This window comes from Metabacillus sp. GQ13 (assembly GCF_059758525.1).
Genome location: NZ_JCAXET010000008.1, coordinates 153,000 through 170,382 on the forward strand (window position 1 = coordinate 153,000; position 17,383 = coordinate 170,382).

The 17,383-nt window shown below is 32.8% G+C and carries 22 protein-coding genes and 2 pseudogenes; 21 read left to right on the top strand and 3 right to left on the bottom strand.

Features of this window, described 5'->3' with window-relative positions; all coding sequences use genetic code 11:
• Window positions 1–59: 59 nt before the first annotated feature.
• The 5 genes from AC6CHR_RS11945 to AC6CHR_RS11965 all read left to right on the top strand — a co-directional run bounded on the left by AC6CHR_RS11945 (window position 60) and on the right by AC6CHR_RS11965 (window position 3,654).
• Window positions 60–503, top strand: coding sequence for a GNAT family N-acetyltransferase (locus tag AC6CHR_RS11945; RefSeq protein ID WP_498248992.1), 444 nt, complete (start codon window positions 60–62; stop codon window positions 501–503).
• A gap of 85 nt (window positions 504–588) precedes the next feature.
• On the top strand, window positions 589–1,218 hold the full coding sequence (locus AC6CHR_RS11950; RefSeq protein WP_498248994.1) for an NUDIX hydrolase: 630 nt from the start codon (window positions 589–591) through the stop codon (window positions 1,216–1,218).
• 196 nt (window positions 1,219–1,414) lie between these two features.
• A complete protein-coding gene (locus tag AC6CHR_RS11955) occupies window positions 1,415–2,233 on the top strand; it encodes a class I SAM-dependent methyltransferase (RefSeq protein ID WP_498248996.1) in 819 nt (272 codons plus the stop codon).
• Between the two features lie 110 nt (window positions 2,234–2,343).
• Window positions 2,344–3,075: a class I SAM-dependent DNA methyltransferase gene (locus tag AC6CHR_RS11960; protein WP_498248998.1), complete on the top strand. Its 732-nt coding sequence runs from the start codon at window positions 2,344–2,346 to the stop codon at window positions 3,073–3,075.
• 150 nt (window positions 3,076–3,225) lie between these two features.
• A complete protein-coding gene (locus AC6CHR_RS11965; protein ID WP_498249000.1) occupies window positions 3,226–3,654 on the top strand; it encodes a GNAT family N-acetyltransferase in 429 nt (142 codons plus the stop codon).
• A 15-nt stretch (window positions 3,655–3,669) separates the two neighbouring features.
• Here the strand turns inward: AC6CHR_RS11965 and AC6CHR_RS11970 are convergent, their stop codons facing one another.
• Complete coding sequence (locus AC6CHR_RS11970; RefSeq protein WP_498249002.1) at window positions 3,670–4,023, bottom strand: glyoxalase superfamily protein; 354 nt, start codon at window positions 4,021–4,023, stop codon at window positions 3,670–3,672.
• A gap of 142 nt (window positions 4,024–4,165) precedes the next feature.
• Here AC6CHR_RS11970 and AC6CHR_RS11975 point away from each other — a divergent pair.
• The 5 genes and pseudogenes from AC6CHR_RS11975 to AC6CHR_RS11995 form a co-directional block, all read left to right on the top strand.
• A pseudogene (locus tag AC6CHR_RS11975) lies at window positions 4,166–4,251 on the top strand (metallothiol transferase FosB); the annotation flags it as partial.
• Window positions 4,252–4,556: 305 nt separating this feature from the next.
• Window positions 4,557–5,153: an AAA family ATPase gene (locus AC6CHR_RS11980; protein ID WP_498249004.1), complete on the top strand. Its 597-nt coding sequence runs from the start codon at window positions 4,557–4,559 to the stop codon at window positions 5,151–5,153.
• A gap of 50 nt (window positions 5,154–5,203) precedes the next feature.
• Window positions 5,204–5,407 (top strand): hypothetical protein, encoded by a 204-nt coding sequence (locus AC6CHR_RS11985; RefSeq protein ID WP_498249006.1) that lies wholly within the window; start codon window positions 5,204–5,206, stop codon window positions 5,405–5,407.
• A gap of 33 nt (window positions 5,408–5,440) precedes the next feature.
• The gene (fabZ, locus tag AC6CHR_RS11990; RefSeq protein WP_498249008.1) at window positions 5,441–5,866 is read left to right on the top strand and encodes a 3-hydroxyacyl-ACP dehydratase FabZ; all 426 of its coding nucleotides are present in this window, start codon (window positions 5,441–5,443) and stop codon (window positions 5,864–5,866) included.
• Window positions 5,867–5,890: 24 nt separating this feature from the next.
• A pseudogene (locus tag AC6CHR_RS11995) lies at window positions 5,891–6,115 on the top strand (hypothetical protein); the annotation flags it as partial.
• Between the two features lie 344 nt (window positions 6,116–6,459).
• Here the strand turns inward: AC6CHR_RS11995 and AC6CHR_RS12000 are convergent.
• Window positions 6,460–6,861, bottom strand: a complete 402-nt coding sequence (locus AC6CHR_RS12000) for a VOC family protein (protein WP_498249010.1) — start codon at window positions 6,859–6,861, stop codon at window positions 6,460–6,462.
• 231 nt (window positions 6,862–7,092) lie between these two features.
• Between AC6CHR_RS12000 and AC6CHR_RS12005 the strand changes: the two genes are divergently transcribed.
• From AC6CHR_RS12005 to AC6CHR_RS12020, 4 genes are all read left to right on the top strand, one after another.
• A complete protein-coding gene (locus AC6CHR_RS12005; RefSeq protein ID WP_498249012.1) occupies window positions 7,093–7,740 on the top strand; it encodes a hypothetical protein in 648 nt (215 codons plus the stop codon).
• Between the two features lie 253 nt (window positions 7,741–7,993).
• Entirely contained in the window at window positions 7,994–8,884 is an 891-nt protein-coding gene (locus AC6CHR_RS12010) for a serine/threonine protein kinase (RefSeq protein ID WP_498249014.1), read from the top strand.
• Window positions 8,885–8,983: 99 nt separating this feature from the next.
• Entirely contained in the window at window positions 8,984–9,511 is a 528-nt protein-coding gene (locus tag AC6CHR_RS12015; protein ID WP_498249016.1) for an AAA family ATPase, read from the top strand.
• 155 nt (window positions 9,512–9,666) lie between these two features.
• A complete protein-coding gene (locus AC6CHR_RS12020; protein WP_498249017.1) occupies window positions 9,667–10,899 on the top strand; it encodes a Bcr/CflA family efflux MFS transporter in 1,233 nt (410 codons plus the stop codon).
• Window positions 10,900–11,157: 258 nt separating this feature from the next.
• Here AC6CHR_RS12020 and AC6CHR_RS12025 read toward each other — a convergent pair whose 3' ends face one another.
• The gene (locus AC6CHR_RS12025) at window positions 11,158–11,925 is read right to left on the bottom strand and encodes an STAS domain-containing protein (RefSeq protein ID WP_498249019.1); all 768 of its coding nucleotides are present in this window, start codon (window positions 11,923–11,925) and stop codon (window positions 11,158–11,160) included.
• Window positions 11,926–12,200: 275 nt separating this feature from the next.
• On the opposite strand from AC6CHR_RS12025, the gene AC6CHR_RS12030 reads away from it, so the two are divergent.
• From AC6CHR_RS12030 to AC6CHR_RS12060, 7 genes are all read left to right on the top strand, one after another.
• Complete coding sequence (locus tag AC6CHR_RS12030) at window positions 12,201–12,365, top strand: hypothetical protein (protein ID WP_498249020.1); 165 nt, start codon at window positions 12,201–12,203, stop codon at window positions 12,363–12,365.
• 331 nt (window positions 12,366–12,696) lie between these two features.
• Window positions 12,697–13,275 carry an HAD-IA family hydrolase gene (locus tag AC6CHR_RS12035; protein WP_498249021.1) on the top strand — a complete coding sequence of 193 codons (579 nt, stop codon included), beginning with the start codon at window positions 12,697–12,699 and terminating at the stop codon, window positions 13,273–13,275.
• 258 nt (window positions 13,276–13,533) lie between these two features.
• The gene (locus AC6CHR_RS12040) at window positions 13,534–14,412 is read left to right on the top strand and encodes an alpha/beta fold hydrolase (protein ID WP_498249023.1); all 879 of its coding nucleotides are present in this window, start codon (window positions 13,534–13,536) and stop codon (window positions 14,410–14,412) included.
• A gap of 290 nt (window positions 14,413–14,702) precedes the next feature.
• Window positions 14,703–15,134 carry a hypothetical protein gene (locus AC6CHR_RS12045; protein WP_498249024.1) on the top strand — a complete coding sequence of 144 codons (432 nt, stop codon included), beginning with the start codon at window positions 14,703–14,705 and terminating at the stop codon, window positions 15,132–15,134.
• Between the two features lie 222 nt (window positions 15,135–15,356).
• The gene (locus AC6CHR_RS12050; RefSeq protein ID WP_498249026.1) at window positions 15,357–16,103 is read left to right on the top strand and encodes a class I SAM-dependent methyltransferase; all 747 of its coding nucleotides are present in this window, start codon (window positions 15,357–15,359) and stop codon (window positions 16,101–16,103) included.
• Between the two features lie 98 nt (window positions 16,104–16,201).
• Window positions 16,202–16,462 (top strand): hypothetical protein, encoded by a 261-nt coding sequence (locus AC6CHR_RS12055; RefSeq protein ID WP_498249028.1) that lies wholly within the window; start codon window positions 16,202–16,204, stop codon window positions 16,460–16,462.
• A gap of 315 nt (window positions 16,463–16,777) precedes the next feature.
• The gene (locus tag AC6CHR_RS12060) at window positions 16,778–17,314 is read left to right on the top strand and encodes a GNAT family N-acetyltransferase (RefSeq protein ID WP_498249030.1); all 537 of its coding nucleotides are present in this window, start codon (window positions 16,778–16,780) and stop codon (window positions 17,312–17,314) included.
• Window positions 17,315–17,383: the final 69 nt, after the last annotated feature.

The following is a 17,383-nucleotide window of genomic DNA, read 5'->3' on the forward strand; positions in this document are numbered from 1 at the left end:
TGCTAGAATAGAGAAAATCTAATTGGTGATTTTTTGATATGAAGTAGGGGGTTCTATGAATGAGAGCTTCAACATTAGTAGATATATCTGCCATTACGGTACTCAAGCTTAGAATGTTTCAAGAAGTTGGAATGGAGAATCTACTTAATGTGGATTTCATGCAGACAGTTGAAAATACATACAAAGGTTTATATACCACAGATAAAGCACAACACTTCATTATTGAACACGACAATAAGATAATTGCTTGTGCAGGAGCCTTTATCAAAGAAGATATTCCATACTGTTTTTATAAAGAAGCCCACTATGGATTTATTGGTGATGTATTTGTAGAACCACAATATAGGAAACAAGGATATGCAAGGCAATTAACAAACGAAGTTTTAAATTGGTTTTCAAAAAAAGAGATTCATACGATTCGATTATTAGCGAGTGAAGACGCTAGAAGGTTGTATCAATCAATAGGATTTAAAGGAACTGATCAAATGATTTTATATAGATAAGAATTCAAAACTTTGAAGAGCTTCTATTATCGCATCTGAAAAGTTGTATGTAGTAGTAAATGAATCAAATTAGGGGAAAAGACTGTTGGATAATGAAAAGCTAAAAATATTCGATGATAATATGAAACAAATTGGTGAGGCAACACGAGAAGAAGTACATAGATTGGGCTATTGGCATGAAACTATACATTGTTGGTTCCTAAGTAGAGAGGAGGAAGTTGATTATATCTATTTGCAAATTCGTAGTAATACGAAAAAGGACTATCCAAACCTTCTAGATATTACTGCTGCTGGACATTTATTAGCTGAAGAAACGATAGGTGATGGAGTAAGAGAAATTAAAGAAGAAGTAGGAATTGATGTATCAGTTAATGAGTTAGTATCAATTGGAATGATCGAATATTGTGTTATAAAAGAAACCTTTATCGATAAAGAAATGGCTAACGTATTTTTATATCAATATAACCAAACTTTTAATGAGTTTAAACTACAAAAAGAAGAAGTTTCAGGAATTGTAAGAGTTGGATTTAATGATTTTTATGAGCTTTGGTTAGAAGAAAAAAAAGAAGTTAGAATCACTGGGTTTGAAATAAATATTCTAGGCGAAAAAATTCTAATCGATAAGAACGTTGACAAAAACAAGTTTGTCCCCCATGAACAAGCATATTATGAACGTATTTTAACGTTAATTAGAGAGAAAATTAACGTTTTATAGGTAAGAAAGATTAGGGTTTTACAGACTTGAGTACGTTTGAAATAATAGTGTGCAATTATCAGAATGTATCGATTAGGGATTCATTGTGTATTTTGAAAACAATAAGTTAGATCTAGGCTAAACCCTTTCAAATAAAGATCATGTTATCACAACTCCATTGAATAAAATTCAAAAGAAAATTGAATGAGGTGAGTCTATGAGTAACGTCATTAATTACTACAATGAGTTCGACGAATGGGGTCGGCTAGATCGAGAACCTATAGAATTCCAAGTAAATTGGCACTATATTAAAAAACATCTTCCTATTGCAGGAGATGTATTGGATAACGGTGCTGGTCCGGGAAAATATTCAATTGAACTTGCTAAAGAAGGCTATAATGTCACATTGACAGACATAACACCAAAGTTAGTTGAGCTTGCTGAAAAAAGAGCCCATGAGTTAGAATTAACAGCACATTTTAATGGTTTTCATGTTTCAGACGCTAGAGAACTTAATCATTTAAAGAATGAACAATTTAACGCATCTTTAATGCTTGGTCCCATGTATCATTTGCAGGAAGAAAATGACCGTATTAAAGCTATCAGAGAATTAAATAGAGTGACAAAAAAGGATGGAATTGTTTTCGTTGCGATGATGTCCAGATTTAGACATATCCTAACCTCACTCCAATTTCCGGATCAGTGGAAACCAAACGATCAAATTGATCAGATTCTTTGTTTTTCTGAGACCGGTTCTTTTAATCATAAAGATGAAGGACGTTTTACAGGAGCCTATTATTTTAATATCGAAGATATCAAACCGTTCATGGAATCACATGGTTTTGATAGTTTAGAACTTATCGGATCTAATGTCGGAGCTGTTTTATCTGAAGAAAGCTGGAAATATTGGAAAAACAAAGGAGAACAAGAAATAGCGAAAGTAATAAAGCTGCTCATAGACAAAGCAACAGATCCATATACACTAGGCATATCATCACACTTGCTTTATGTAGGTAGGAAAATAAGGTCGTTATAATATTTTCATTTCTTTCATAACGAATAGACTGTGATTTCCGATTAGCTATGAAAAATAAAGAGTCTATTCTACAATCAATAATTAACTATATTCTTAATGGAGGAGATTCCATGGAATACGAAGGTGCATCAGCATATAACGAAGATGAATTTTTTGAGAATTATATCTACAGAAGAAATCGGGAGGAAAGTCCGAATAATCTAATTGAAAAACCTATATTACTAGAACTTATCGGTGATTTGCAGGGGAAGAAGGTATTGGATTTAGGTTGTGGTGACGCTAAATTTGGAGTTGAAATGCTGGAGAAGGGATGTACCTTTTATGAAGGAGTAGATGGTTCTGAAAATATGATTAGAGAAGCTACAAAAAACCTTACAGGAACAAAGGGAAAAGTACATTATTCATCAATGGAAACGTGGAACGTTCAAGCAGAGAGTTATGACCTAGTTGTGTCACGACTAGCATTACATTACTTAGCGGATTTAAAGTTTACCTTTCAAACGGTTTATCATTCATTAGCAAATAACGGACAATTTGTATTTAGTGTTCAACACCCAGTATTAACATCTTCTATGAAAAGTGCAACAACTTCCTCATTGAAAGCAGATTGGATTGTTGACGACTATTTCCAACTTGGCAGAAGAGTAGAACCTTGGATTGATCAAAAGGTTGTGAAATATCATCGAACGTTTGAAGAATATTATCAACTTTTAAAGCGGGCCGGATTCATAATTAATGATATAAGAGAAGGTATTCCCAAATTAGAGAATTTCAGCAACGAAAGTGAATACCAACGGAGAATGAGAATACCTCTATTTTTAATTTTTTCATGTGAGAAGTAAGATTCGATTAATGAGTATGTTCATATTAACAATGTTAGTTAGGACGATTTTTTTCATAAAATCTGAAACTAAGTTGAAAAAGTCTAATGAAAAAATAGGTCAAATACCGATTGAATCGAAAAATATCCAATTTATAAGGGGATAAATCAAATGAATCCAAATATAAAAATAATGAAGTCAGATAGCGAAATCCTTTCTACATTTTGCTTATTCCAACAATTACGCCCACATCTAAATGGAGTTGATTATTTGGAGAAAATCAAAAGGTTGCAAAAAAAGTATGATTATCATTTAGTTGCTGTGATTGAAAATAATGAGGTAGTCGCAGCAGCTGGATATAGGGTCACCGAATCCTTAGCTTGGGGGAATTATTTTCACCTAGATGATTTGATTACAAATGAAAAAAGTCGTCGTAAGGGGTTTGCAAAGATTTTGTGGGAATGGTTAATAAATCAAGCCAAAATCAATGATTGTGAACAATTCCACTTAGATTCTGGCGTAAATAGACATGATGCACATCGTTTTTATCTCAAAGGAGGATTAGATATCACCTGCCATCATTTTCAAATGTCACTATAATTTTCGAACCTCGAGTTAGACAATCTCTTCATAAAAAATAATTCTATTCGAAAATGGATCAAGGACTGTCATTTCAATCGTATTCCAAGTTGTTTTTTCTAAACCGGGTTTAGCGTATGCATACTCTTTTCCTAATAAGGTTGCATGATAACGTGTCAAATCACGAACCTTAATCCGAATGGCGCTGCCAGGAGTTGCGTCACCATGATGTTCAGAAAGATGTATAATCTTATCATTTAATGATAGTTGGAAATAAAATGGCATGTTCTCCTCAAACTGATGATTCCAATCTAGTTGAAAGCCTAAAAAATTCATGTAGAATTGATTTGCTTTATCTATATCGAATATTCTGAAGATGGGTATTATCATGTTAAGTTTGCACAACCTCTCCTATTTGTTATGTATCTAATTATCTTATATATAGTAAAGGATTTCCATAAAGAATTAGCTGCTTTGGAAAATGAGGAAGATTCTGTAGAAAGAAGTAAAGATGAATTAGCCTTAAAACATATATAAATTCGAATTTCATACAGGTCTTTACAAGATAGAATCGATTACTATAAACAAGAAAAGCCACATATGGAGTTCTTTGAATAGTACTGAATTCTAAATGGTTTATTTGTATTTTTAATTTATTAATTGACACTATTTAGGAATAAAAGATGATAAATTAAATGATCTATTCTGGTGTTTCCTGCAAATAATAATAGTTACTAAAGGCTTTGTTTAATTAGAGAGTAATGCTTCTTTGTCGTTAAGATGATGAAGGGATAACTATTTATTGGATATTAATGGTAGATGAAAGTGGTAGGAAGAAATTTAAAAGGCAATGGAAACTAATATAAATAAAATGACATAATATCCATTTAAAACTGAAAACGCTAAATGAAGAAGGTGATGAAATGATTATTTGGATTAATGGAGCATTTGGTTCTGGGAAGACACAGACCTCTTATGAATTACACAGAAGAATCCCCAATTCATTTTTATTTGATCCTGAAAATACAGGGTATTTTATTAGGAAATACCTACCTACAGAAATGTCTAAAGGAGATTTCCAAGACCACACAATATGGCGTGAGATTAATTATTCAATGTTAAAATACATATACTCTGAGTATGAGGGTCCAATTATTGTACCTATGACAATTGTAAATCCCCAATATTTTAATGAAATCATTGGTAAATTGAGAAGTGATGGAGTTATCGTCAATCATTTTGTGTTATGGGCTTCAAAGGATATAGTAGAAAAAAGATTACGTAGCAGGGGCGAAGGTAAAAACTCTTGGGCAGCTAAACAAATTGATCGATGTATGGAAGGTTTATCCAACGACGTTTTCCTGCATCGTCTAAATACAGATTATATGTTGATAGAGACAGTAGCAGAAACAATAGCAACTATGTCGAATATTCAGCTACGACCTGATGATAGGAGTAGACTTAGGAAAAAAACAGACCGGATTATCACTCAAGTAAAACAAATCCGAATTTTAAATTAGTATAATAAATAAAGGTTCCAATCGTTAAAAGCTTTCCAAGGAGTTTTTCAATGAATGAGCACAGATTTCCCTCGGAATTAGAGACTGACAGATTGATAGTCAGAAATGTGGATACGATCGATACTGAGTTTATTTTCCGACTATTTAGTAATGAAGGCGTTTATGAATTTCTATATGATGAATTATCCATGAGTAGAAATTTGTGGGATAGACCTAACAATATTGATCATATAAGTGTAAATGGTTTCAATTAATGCATCACATTACATATTAATATGGAGGCTAATATGATAGATTGTCAAAAGTTAAAGGAAGTAATTGGACATCGTTATCCATTTCTATTAGTAGATAAGATTTTGGAAGTTGAAGCAGGGAAAAAAGCAGTTGGGATAAAAAATGTGACAACTAATGAGAACTTCTTTAACGGGCATTTCCCCCATTATCCAGTTATGCCGGGGGTATTAATTGTTGAGGCATTAGCACAAGTTAGTGGAATTTTAATGTTATCGAAAGAAGGTAACCAAGGTCGATTAGGTCTTTTAGCAGGTATAGATAAATGCCGATTTAAAAAGCAAGTAAAGCCAGGGGAACAACTCCGTCTTGAGGTTGAAATCACTCGGTTAAAAGGTCCGATCGGTAAAGGAAAGGGTATAGCAAAGGTGGATGGAGAAATAGTATGCGAAACAGAAATAATATTTGCTTTTGGTGACTAATAGCTATTCGTTTTAGGTAGTTAAGTAGTTGGTGGTAGCAAATATAAGCAATCAAAAGCTTTTATAGAGTGGGCTTCCTTATACGATAAGGCAGGTATGGAAGTTAGAAGTAAAACATTACACGAACATTGGATGTCAGATCTAACTTGTCCAGTTTTAAGGATTGAAGGGGATTTTACAGTCGGGGAAAGAAATAATATCGTCTTAAATTATTTAGCTGAAAAGGGAAGCAATCAATATCAATATTAGTTGTGAAATCCCAAACATTATTCAAATCAGGTTTATAGGTTATCGTTTTTATATAGCTCACAATTATCATAATAATTTATATAAGTTTGGATAATACCATTAATCTCTACTATATTTCTTTGATGTTATCTCCTTCTAGTAAATTAAACGTTTGCTAACGTCGACACATTGCGAAAGGAAGTAGTTCTCAGGAACGTTATTTCTCCATTTATCTACACATTTATAGGAATTGTTTTGATTTGCGGAATAATTATTTTTTCATATAGGAAGTTATTCTAATAGGTTCCTATATAATATTGTAAAAGTAATTTTATTTATGAATATGGAAGGTAGCTCCTTTGTACTTATTGTTGTTGGTGAAGTACATTACATGCACCTAATGCATTTCCATCAGGGTCTTGAAAACCGAACCCACCAAATCCGGATTCCTTATTAACATTTAGTGTTCCTACTTCAACATTTTTTTCAATAAGCCAATCATAGAATTCAGATAGATTGGGAGTATAAAAGTCGATTATGCTATGAATAATCCCGTTATTTGTATTCCTAAATGATAATTGTTTATTATCTTCCGTTACTACCAAGAAAAGAGTGGGTATCCCTTTTGAGCCGAAAGTAAGCATGGCAAATTTGTCTTCTTTTGATTCAATTTTTACACCAAGAATATCATTATAAAATTCAATAGATTTTTCAAGGTTTGATACTGGGATTTCTACGGTAGCTATGTGAGAGATAAATTTAGACATCACAAATACCTCCTTATTAACATTATGTATTCGTGCTTATTAAATAAAGTCCTTCTATATTTCTCATTTAAAAAATGTAATTTGATAGAGTAATGTTCACTATTCATTAAAATGTTTACTCTTGTTTTCATGCAGGGTTATAATGTTTTGTAGTACTTCTTAATATTATGATCATATTAATGTAAAATAAAGATTACGATAGTCAAAGGAACGATAGAAAGGAAGTTTAATTTGAATTTGAGAAAGGTTATACTAGGGTCATTAATTATCTTAGCATTTGCTATTATTGTATTTTCAATAAATAATACGACGTCCAATGTGGATGATGGTTCAGAACCAAAAGAGGAAAGCGTCAAGGGCGAAATTCAAGTTGGGTCTGACATGAATAAAGACGAAGTTAGCGAAAGTGAATTTGAAAAGAAAGCGAGAACATTAGTAGAAAATCAATTCGAATATTTTGATTCGATTGTCAATAGTGACTTCTTTATTGAATCTCGAAAAAAAGGACCTGATGCAGAATTGTCTGATAACTGGATGACAGATACTGTTAAGGAAGATATTCATCAAAAGGCTTTAGAGATTGATAAACTTCTTCCAGTAGAGGCGGATGGACGGGATCCTTTATCCCAAGATCTTCTACAAGTACTAATAAGAATTAATCAAGCAACTAGTCAATTAGAAAGCCAGAAAAACATTTATCATATCCATAAGATTCTTTACGACTGGAACGTCACCCTTAATGGATATGAGTTGAAAGAATCTGGTTTTGATCCGGAAAATGATTGGATTAGTGTTTTCGGTGAAGCGGAAGAAGCGGCAAAGGTATTAACTGAAGAAGAATTAGAAGCCTTGGAAGTAGAAGAGATCGAAGAAGGTTAATAAAAATGGTGAATAAGTTTCTCAGGTAACGGCGATCTGAGTGGAAGAAAAAGGGTTGCTAAGCAACTCTTTTTCTTTTTAAAAGAGCAGACCGCCTTCAACATATATTAAAGTCGATTAAGGAGTTCTAGAAAGGGACTTCCAAATAAAATAGAAGGTTCCTTATATTGTCATAAAATGAGTTTACTATTAAGGGAACAACGCATGATTAACCCTGTAAATGAATGAAAACCAATTAGAGAAGGTGAATCATATGAAGGGTAATTCTATACAATCAGAACCGACAATAATTTCCTTAGACTCAGTTAGATTTCAATTACAAGAACCTCATAATTTTGATTGGTTACATGATCTAGGCAAAGTCTTTTGTGTATTTGACCAACAAGACTCAGGAAATATTTGTTTTGGTTTGGAGAAGGATGGCAACAAACGGTTTGTAAAGTATGCTGGTGCTAGACCAATAGATTTTCATGGTAGCCCACAAAATGCGGTAAAACGTTTAATTGAGGCGATACATGTTTATTCAACATTGGAGCATCGATATTTAATACAGTTAAAGGATCATTTCTCTTTAGCAACAGGCTATGCAACGATTTTTGATTGGGTTGAAGGTGAGTGTTTACACTCGCATTGGTCTTTTGGTGGAGAAGCTAAATATACGAATTCTAAATCGCCATTCTACCGTTTTAAGCGCCTACCAATTAACAAACGTCTAGATTCATTAGATGCAATTTATTCTTTCCATTCATATGTCGAAGCTAAAGGATATATCGCTGTAGACTTTTATGATGGAAGTATTTTATATGATTTCGCAAATGATCTAACAACAATATGTGATATTGATTTTTATCGAAAATCTCCTTCAACAAATGAGATAGGAGAACACTTTTGGGGAGCAACTAGGACAAAAGCGCCAGAAGAATTCACATATGGTTCAACAATTGATTCGAAAACAAATGTGTTTACAATGGGAGCAATTGCTTTTGGCTTATTAGGTGGAGAAATGGATCATTCTTTTGATAAATGGCAAGCAAGTCCAAAGCTTTATAAAATTGCCTTACGAGCAGTAAATAAAGATAGAGAGCGACGATACAAGAATATAGATGAATTTAAAACTATTTGGGATAAAGCAAGAAATGAATAACAATAGACGCTCATAAGACGATAGTGATATTACGGAAGTTCAAAAAAATTATAATTCAACATAGGTAAGGTAATTGATCGTAAAAAAGTAGGTGGGGAAATGAAAACAATATTTATTATTTCAGGACCAGCTGGGATCGGTAAAACAACAACGGCGAAGAGAATTGCGCAACTTTTTGACCAGAGTGCTTATATAGAAGGGGATGTTATCAATCATATGATTGTTGGTGGGTACGTTCCACCTTGGGAAAGTGAAGAATTACTTTCTTTAACTTGGGAAAATATAGCGGATTTATCTATTAATTTTCTACAAGTTAATAAAAATGTGATCATTGATTATGTTGCTTTTCCAAAGGAAGTAGATAAATGTTTCCAAAGGGTAGCTGCCAAAATTAACAATGTTGAAATGAAATTTGTTGTTTTATGGGCTGATGAAGTGGAATTGTTACGAAGAGATGCTTTAAGGGAGAAGGAACATCAAATGGGGGTTAGATGTTTAGAATTAGTAGATGAATTTATAAGAAGTGGAATAGATGAACGTTTTTTCTATCATACTACCAAATTAGGTACATCAGACTTAGAGGTAATTATTATGAATATTAGAGAAAATAATAGATTTATATATTGAATAATTTCTGATCGTCAATGTTAGGAGCTTATAATATTCTAAAGGTATTTTTAATAACACTTAAAGAAATACAGGTAATCATTTATAATGGATTGTATCGTCAAAAAATTGATGGAAAAGTATAGTAGTTTTAAATAGAAAGGTGTTTTGTTTTCATGCTTCATAATCCAACAGGAAAAGAGCGTTTGGGATTAGCATTTCTCCTTAGTATGCTTGCTATATTAGGGCCGCTAAATATTGATATGTATTTACCAAGTTTCCCTGAAATTGCAGATGACTTAGGAGCTCGTGCCTCGCTCGTACAGCTTAGTTTAACAACGTGCTTAATTGGACTTGCTATTGGTCAGATCATTGTAGGACCGATTAGTGATGCCCAAGGGAGAAGAAGACCAATTTTGATATCAATCTCCTTATTTGCAATATCATCACTACTCTGTGCATTTGCACCCAATATTACGACATTGGTGGTAGCCCGATTTTTACAAGGTTTCACTGCCTCTGCAGGGATAGTCCTGTCCCGTGCAGTTGTACGAGATGTATTTAGTGGTAGAGAATTTACTAAATTCTTTGCACTCTTAATGGTCATAAATGCAACAGCACCAATGGTTGCCCCGATGACGGGTGGAGCGATATTACTATTGCCATTTGGAAGTTGGAAAACAATATTCTTCTTTTTAAGTTTAATTGGAGTGATCATTGTTTTGGTAGTTGCTTTGCGATTAAAAGAAACGTTACCTCCAGAGAAACGAATCCCAAGCACGATCAGTCATTCGGTACGCACGATGGGAAGCTTGATGAAAGATCGTTCGTTTATTGGTTACGCGTTGATCGTCGGATTTATTCATGGAGGTAGTTTTGCTTATGTAGCTGGAACTCCTTTTGTGTACCAAGGTATTTATGATGTCTCACCACAAGTTTTTAGTGTTCTGTTTGGCATTAATGGTCTGGCGATTATTACCGGTAGTTTTATTATTGGCCGCCTTGGTGGGATCATCCATGAAAGAAGTCTGCTTCGAATTGCGGTCATTGTTTCGATAAGTGCAACCTCTATACTTCTTATCATGACACTCATTGAAGGACCATTAGCAACTCTAGTTATCCCGATTTTTATTTATATGATCTCGATCGGAATGATCCTAACAAGCTCCTTTACACTTGCAATGGAAAATCAAGCACATCGAGCTGGAAGTGCAAGTGCTGTTTTAGGGATGTTCCCATTATTACTAGGATCAATTGTTTCTCCTCTAGTCGGTATAAATGAGAAGACAGCAGTACCAATGGGAGCAACATTATTTATTACAGCCTTAATTGGTTCTATCGCATTCTTTAAATTAACGAAGAAGGCGGACCCCACAGAATCTAGGAAAGAGGCAGTATCGACTCCTTGAAACGAGTAATTTAAACGGGTAAGCCGTTGCTTGTTTCTAAATAACTCAAGATATACAGTTCTCCTAGGTTGCCATTAAGATGCTTCAGATATTAGAACATAGCTCTTTTTGGGAAACTAGGTAGGGTGTATTTGAATTCTTTGATTGAACATTTTTTCAATATTGCTATATATAAATTTTATTTAACAAAGTAAAAGCTCCCCGAAGGAAGCTTTTTTTAGTTCATATATAAATATGGTCAACATGATAGCTTGTTTTTTATACTATTTTCTTACCTTGAAGCCCAATAATATATTTTAAGCCAGCATTGGCATCTCTAAAAGTAAGGATATTATTTAACTCTTCAATATTCAGAGCAAGTTTAGGTTTTATTCCGACAATAATGCATTCCACTCCGATTAATTTTAAACAGGCAAATAACTTTTGAAGATTTTGTCTTACACTGTCATCAAAACTGTTAATACCTGTTAAACTTATTATGACATATTCTATCCCTTTTGAGACACATACCTCTAAAACGGTGGTGATAACAGTTTCACCACGGTCCAAGTTTAATTCACCTACGAGCGTTAAAGCGATTGTTTTATCCCAAATATTTAATATAGGAACAGATAATTCTTTAATTAACTTCTCTTTTTTCGTTTCTTCTTCTGCTTGTGAAGTTACATCCATTAGCATAACCATATAACTTTCAATTAGTTCGGGTTTTTCATTACTTTTAATTGGTGTGATCACAATATCAGCAACAAGTGTTTTCTTTATATTAATTCTAGCTCTATGGCCTTCCTGTATTCCGGCCATAAGATGACGTTGATGATCAGGTTTCTTATGGAAAAAATCCATCTTTAATCCAATCATCTCGTCTGCATTTGTAAGACCATACAAAGGCGCAATACTTGATAGTGTCTTGTTTGCCTTTTTATTTATCCAGGTAATTTTATATTCAGCATCAGCAATAATAATATTTTCTCCTATACTATTCAAAGCATCACTGCTTGATAGATTAAGTGGTATTTGTCGATTCATGTTTTCCCCCTTGTTTGTAATAGAATTTAACTAATTATATATCATAATGAATCTATGTTAAACCAAGAATGTTAAGGGTGTTTTCAATAGAAAAATAGAATGGGGTAATAAGGATATTTCTGATTAGTTAAACTCATATTTGAATGGTGAATAGTGTACTATTTGGGTTGTTTCAAGGAAATCATTCATTTCTCAACAATTAATTAAGAAATAAAGAAGGAAGCGTTAGTGTAATAGAAGAAGTAAGAAGAATAGAAATGTTAAGGTGAAAGATTATGGCAACAAATGAAGAAATCAAACTGGTAATTGGTGCTGGAGAGTACAACAATAATCCTGGATGGATACAAACGCAAGAGGAGATTAATTTAATCGAGTTGACTACTTGGAATGGTAAGTTTGAAAAGAATTCTATAACAACCATTTTAGCTGAACACGTTTGAGAACATCCTACTTATCAGAAATGAATGCTGTAAAACAATGTTATAACTATTGAAAACCAACTGGTTATAGTCGCTGTGCTGTTCCTATAGGTTTTTCCCGATAAGGTATACCTAAATATCGTGATGAAGAAGGTCATTTTCATAAATGGAATGAAAAAGTTGAAGTTATTTTTCGTTCAAAAAAAATCCTAGCAATCAAAGTGATAAACTAGTTTTACTTCCATTTTTAATTATAGATGCAATAAAATGAAAATCCCCATACAAATGTTTAAAAAAGTAATAATTGAATCTAGTTGAACAGACATATTTTCTTGGGAGGAGTTGGATTAATTTGGCTACAAAACCTGTATTGGTATTAGATATAGCAGGAGTACTTGTTACGAACTTTTCACAACTTTTTTGGAAGGATTTATCCTCGAAGTACGAAATTCCCTATGCTAACCTTGCTAAGTTCTACAAGGGAATTAAGGAGGATTTATGGACTGGTAAAATGAATGAACAGGAATTTTGGTTTAGGTTAGAAAAGGAATTTCCAACAATTGAGATAGAGTATTCAAAATTAAAGTTGCATGCATTAATCAAACCTTTACCTGCGCTTGAAGAAATTTCTATATGGAGTGAATATGCTACTATTCACTTGTTAAGTAATCACCGGATGGAATGGGTGAATCAGATAGTAGAGCCTTTTCAAAAATGTATAAAAAGTATGACCATTTCTAGTGAAGTGGGATTCTGTAAACCGCAAGTTGATATTTATACGAGTGCTAAATCCCATTTTAATAGGCAGAAAAGAGTTTTGTTCGTTGATGATAAAGAGAAAAACCTTAAAACAGCTAGTGTTCTAGGGTGGAGTACACTACTCGCTGATGATAAAGGAGAATGGACTAAGAAGGTTGTTCAGCTTTTATAGTTCTTGCTTCGAGGGTATACATTATTGCTTAAAATTTCCATTTATATGAAAAACACTAATCCAAGAGAGGTTAGTGTTTTTTCATATAAAGTATTCAAAATCTACGAAGTAATTTTGTTTGTCCTTAAAAACTATACCATTATCTTCCTGTTTTTTGTTATATTAAATAAGACGTTCCGTGAATAAAAGGATTACAAAAAAGCACGAGAAAATAAAACATGGAATAAGAGAAATTATTCTACAAAGGTGGAGATTTAGATGGATGGCAGAACAATTTATAAGAATGATGAGGGAAAAAGAAGGATTTCGCAACATTATGAAACGTATATAAAATCATTTAAGTTTCCTATCGAACGAATATATATTGATACAAGTTACGGTAAAACTCATATGCTTGTTGCTGGACCGCCAGAAGGAAAACCATTGTTTATTTTCCAAGGTGGTAATTGTATCAATCCAATGACATTATCTTGGTTTTTACCATTGATAGATACGTATAGGATCTATGCACCTGATACAATTGGACATCCAGGGTTCAGTGATGAAAATAGAATTTCTGCTAAGGATGATAGTTTTGCAAAGTGGATTGAAGAACTGATGAACTACTTTGATATTGAAAAAAGTGCATTTATCGGTCCTTCCTATGGAGCGGGAATCATATTAAGATTAGCTTCATTTATGCCAGATAAAATAGATTGTTCTATTCTTGTAGCACCAGCAGGAATAAAGTTAGGTTCTAAACTTAAAATGATTAAGGAAATATTACTTCCTTTAGTTCTATTCAATACGACGTCTTCCCAAAAGTACCTGAGTAAAATCACTGGAATAATGTCGAATCATTCGATGAAAGAAATAGACCAAAAAATTATAGGTGACGTATTTAAGTATGTAAAACTAGAACAAGAAATGCCGAAATTAACTGAGAAAAGTGAATTAGTAAATTTCACCTCTCCAACGTTAATCATAGCAGGGAAGAAGGATGTTTTTTTTCCTGAAAGTAACTTAAAAAATGTTGCCAAAGAAATCATCCCAAATTTAACAAATTTCAAAACCTTTGATATGGCACATTTTCCATCAGATGAATATTTAATAAAAATTAATACTGAGATTAGAGGGTTTCTTATAGATCATTACTAAAAATGTAGGATTTATCCTGTTTGTGTGCTTATTAAAAAAGTAGTATATAGTAATCAAATTTGAATTATAAAAAAGGGAATGAAAAAGTAAATCAGTGTATAGATAAAGATAACTAATGTATAGAGTATTTTAGTGAATTCCTGAAACAATCAATCGGTAGAAATAAACGACTTCTTTATTAGAGTTGTATTCTGTTTACCTCGAACACAAAAGGTTTGAAGTATAGAAAGGAATGTATGATTCTGTTCTTCATAGATATCATATTAAAAAGGTAAGGAGATTAACTTAATGTGAAAAAGTATTATAAATTAAGTATTATCTTTGTCTTGGCGATTTTTTTATTTATTGGTGGTTTTTTAACAGGAAAACAAACCTATAATGTATCGACAAGAGAGATAATGATTGGCTATGCTAACTCAAAAAACGAAGATCAAGTCGATTATCGAAAAGTTATTACCGACGTTGAAAACCAATATATAATTGATAATATCCAGCAAATTCTAATGCAGAGTGAACAAATAGAAGGCGATCCAAAAGTTATTGGTATTCCAGATGTCCATATAAACGTAAACAGCCCTAAAAATTATCTTACTTTAACATCATCTGAAGTATGGTTTAACGAAGAAGGTGCTTTGATAAAATTGAATGAGGACGAGTATCGGTCAATAAATCAATTAGATACGGATATGTTAAAAAAAATGATTGAATACGAAGACTCTTGATAAACGTTATGAAAAAGTAATTCTATGGAAAAACTCCTTGATACAAAAAAGGAGTAATTTTAGTTGATTTATAAAAGATAGGGAACAGTACCAGCTATAAGGAAGAGTCTGTTTTTTTCAATAACGAGAACATTAAAGACTAGGTGGTCACTTTGGGACAAAGTATAGCGATGCCTCTAAATGATTTCTTGGCCTTTTTACCTTTTTGAAAGGTGGAAAAAAATGAATGAAATAGATTATAAAAGATTTTATGAAAAGGTTGGCAAAGCAAACGGTTGGGATTTTAGTAGATTAAATGTTACATCTGAAGGAGCTTTGTGGGATTTTAATGAAGAGATTAAAAAGAGAGCTAAATCCTCAAATGTTCTCCTGGATATTGGTACAGGTGGCGGAGAAAATGTCTTAAGTATTGCCGCATTATTTGTTTTCTTAGTAGGTATTGATCTATCTAATGGAATGATCGAAACGGCAAAATCTAACTTAAAGAGAACTGATATCCCGAATGTTCGATTTTCTCAAATGTCTTCTGAAGAACTGCGATTTCCTAGTGATTTTTTTGATATAGTTACTTGCCGTCATGCACCATTTAATGCAAAAGAAGTTGCTAAAGTTCTGAAAAAAGGTGGCTGTTTCTTAACACAACAAGTTGCTGAGGGAGATAAATTAAATATAATAAAAGCCTTCAATCGGACTACAGTAATTGATCAAGTTGAGTCACTACAAGCTCGCTATGATCGAGAATTAAAAAAAGCAGGTTTTTATGAAATTCAATACTATGAATACGATGCAACTGAATACTATCAAAGTCCTGAAGATCTTATTTTTTTACTTAAACATACCCCTATCATTCCAAATTTCGGCATGGAGGAGCACGACTTTGCTAGATTGAATGACTTCATTGTAAACAACAGAACAGAAAAAGGCATTCAGACTAATTCTAAACGGTTCTTAATCAATGCTATTAAGTAAGTAAAAAGGTTAAGTCTTGAAGAAATTAACAAGACTGCTTTTTTTAGAAATTGTGATTGAACAAGAACTTTTGTGGTGTTAGAGAGGAGACGTTTTACTTGAAAGAAGAAAAAAATATTTTGTATCTGAATATGATTTTGGGTACCATAGGGACTGTATTGATTGCAATCGTTGGATTGAGAACTCTTAAAGAAAATGATACCAATGGATATTTGTTAACATTTTTTGGGTTCGTATTAACAATGGGTTACATAAACTACTTGGAAAAAAAGATGGGATTAAGTAAAAAATTGACTTGGATTAGATCAATTGCATCTTTAATGTTACTTATAGGTATTTCCTATTTCTTTTTCTTTTAATCTATATTTAGTTGCAAAAAACAACAACTGAAACTGTAGAATTGTAAAATGATAGAATACCATTGGTTTTATAAAGGGAGAAATGAATTGGATGAAAGCCCCTCGTCGGATGAGTTGAATTTAGAATCTTTAGTTTCCACATTTTCGTTATTAGTTAATATGATATTGATAAACAAAGACTTATAGAAGAAGTAGTTGTTCAACTATACACGGATGTTGGTCTTTGTGAAAGTACACCCTAATGATTTTGACGCTTATCTTAAAGTAAGGAAATACTGGAAACCTCTTATATGGGAAAGGCTGTGATAATGAAAGATGATTATAAACCTAGAATCAGATCGTTTATTCCTTCGACCATTTAAAATAAATGATGCCACTAGAGTACAAGAATTAGCTGGTAATAAAGAAGTAGCCGAAACTACTTTAGGTATTCCTCACCCATATCCTATTGAGGCAGCAAAAAATTGGATTACCCATCATCCTATATTAATAGAAAACGGCACTTTTCCTTTAGCAATCATTTTGAAAGGGGAGGATGTATTAATTGGGACAATGACAATTAGAGTAGAAAAAGAACACCGAAAAGGGGAATTAGCATACTGGATTGGGAAAGATTATTGGGGGAAAGGCTATGCGACAGAGGCGGCGAAGGAAGTTGTAAGATTTGGTTTTGACGTATTGAAACTAAATCGAATTTGGGCGAAGGCAATGTCCAAAAATACTCCATCAACTAGCCTCATGCAAAAAATCGGAATGAAAAAAGAAGGAACATCAAAACAAGAGATCTTCAAGTCAGGAGCTTATGAAGATGTTGATATCTATGGAATAATAAAATCCGAATGGTTTAGATGAAAGAAGGGATTTTTTACCTCATAACGAATTTATTAATCTCAAGTGGTCTATAAAAAAGGGAGTTGGTTT

What these genes read in the sequence shown, in the direction of transcription:
- AC6CHR_RS11945 (WP_498248992.1), top strand. Translation starts at nt 60, where the DNA reads ATGAGAGCTTCAACATTAGTAGATATATCTGCCATTACGGTACTCAAG.
- AC6CHR_RS11955 (WP_498248996.1), top strand. Translation starts at nt 1,415, where the DNA reads ATGAGTAACGTCATTAATTACTACAATGAGTTCGACGAATGGGGTCGG.
- AC6CHR_RS11960 (WP_498248998.1), top strand. Translation starts at nt 2,344, where the DNA reads ATGGAATACGAAGGTGCATCAGCATATAACGAAGATGAATTTTTTGAG.
- AC6CHR_RS11965 (WP_498249000.1), top strand. Translation starts at nt 3,226, where the DNA reads ATGAATCCAAATATAAAAATAATGAAGTCAGATAGCGAAATCCTTTCT.
- AC6CHR_RS11970 (WP_498249002.1), bottom strand. Translation starts at nt 4,023, where the DNA reads ATGATAATACCCATCTTCAGAATATTCGATATAGATAAAGCAAATCAA.
- AC6CHR_RS11980 (WP_498249004.1), top strand. Translation starts at nt 4,557, where the DNA reads ATGATTATTTGGATTAATGGAGCATTTGGTTCTGGGAAGACACAGACC.
- AC6CHR_RS11985 (WP_498249006.1), top strand. Translation starts at nt 5,204, where the DNA reads ATGAATGAGCACAGATTTCCCTCGGAATTAGAGACTGACAGATTGATA.
- fabZ (WP_498249008.1), top strand. Translation starts at nt 5,441, where the DNA reads ATGATAGATTGTCAAAAGTTAAAGGAAGTAATTGGACATCGTTATCCA.
- AC6CHR_RS12000 (WP_498249010.1), bottom strand. Translation starts at nt 6,861, where the DNA reads ATGTCTAAATTTATCTCTCACATAGCTACCGTAGAAATCCCAGTATCA.
- AC6CHR_RS12010 (WP_498249014.1), top strand. Translation starts at nt 7,994, where the DNA reads ATGAAGGGTAATTCTATACAATCAGAACCGACAATAATTTCCTTAGAC.
- AC6CHR_RS12015 (WP_498249016.1), top strand. Translation starts at nt 8,984, where the DNA reads ATGAAAACAATATTTATTATTTCAGGACCAGCTGGGATCGGTAAAACA.
- AC6CHR_RS12020 (WP_498249017.1), top strand. Translation starts at nt 9,667, where the DNA reads ATGCTTCATAATCCAACAGGAAAAGAGCGTTTGGGATTAGCATTTCTC.
- AC6CHR_RS12025 (WP_498249019.1), bottom strand. Translation starts at nt 11,925, where the DNA reads ATGAATCGACAAATACCACTTAATCTATCAAGCAGTGATGCTTTGAAT.
- AC6CHR_RS12030 (WP_498249020.1), top strand. Translation starts at nt 12,201, where the DNA reads ATGGCAACAAATGAAGAAATCAAACTGGTAATTGGTGCTGGAGAGTAC.
- AC6CHR_RS12040 (WP_498249023.1), top strand. Translation starts at nt 13,534, where the DNA reads ATGGATGGCAGAACAATTTATAAGAATGATGAGGGAAAAAGAAGGATT.
- AC6CHR_RS12050 (WP_498249026.1), top strand. Translation starts at nt 15,357, where the DNA reads ATGAATGAAATAGATTATAAAAGATTTTATGAAAAGGTTGGCAAAGCA.
- AC6CHR_RS12060 (WP_498249030.1), top strand. Translation starts at nt 16,778, where the DNA reads ATGATTATAAACCTAGAATCAGATCGTTTATTCCTTCGACCATTTAAA.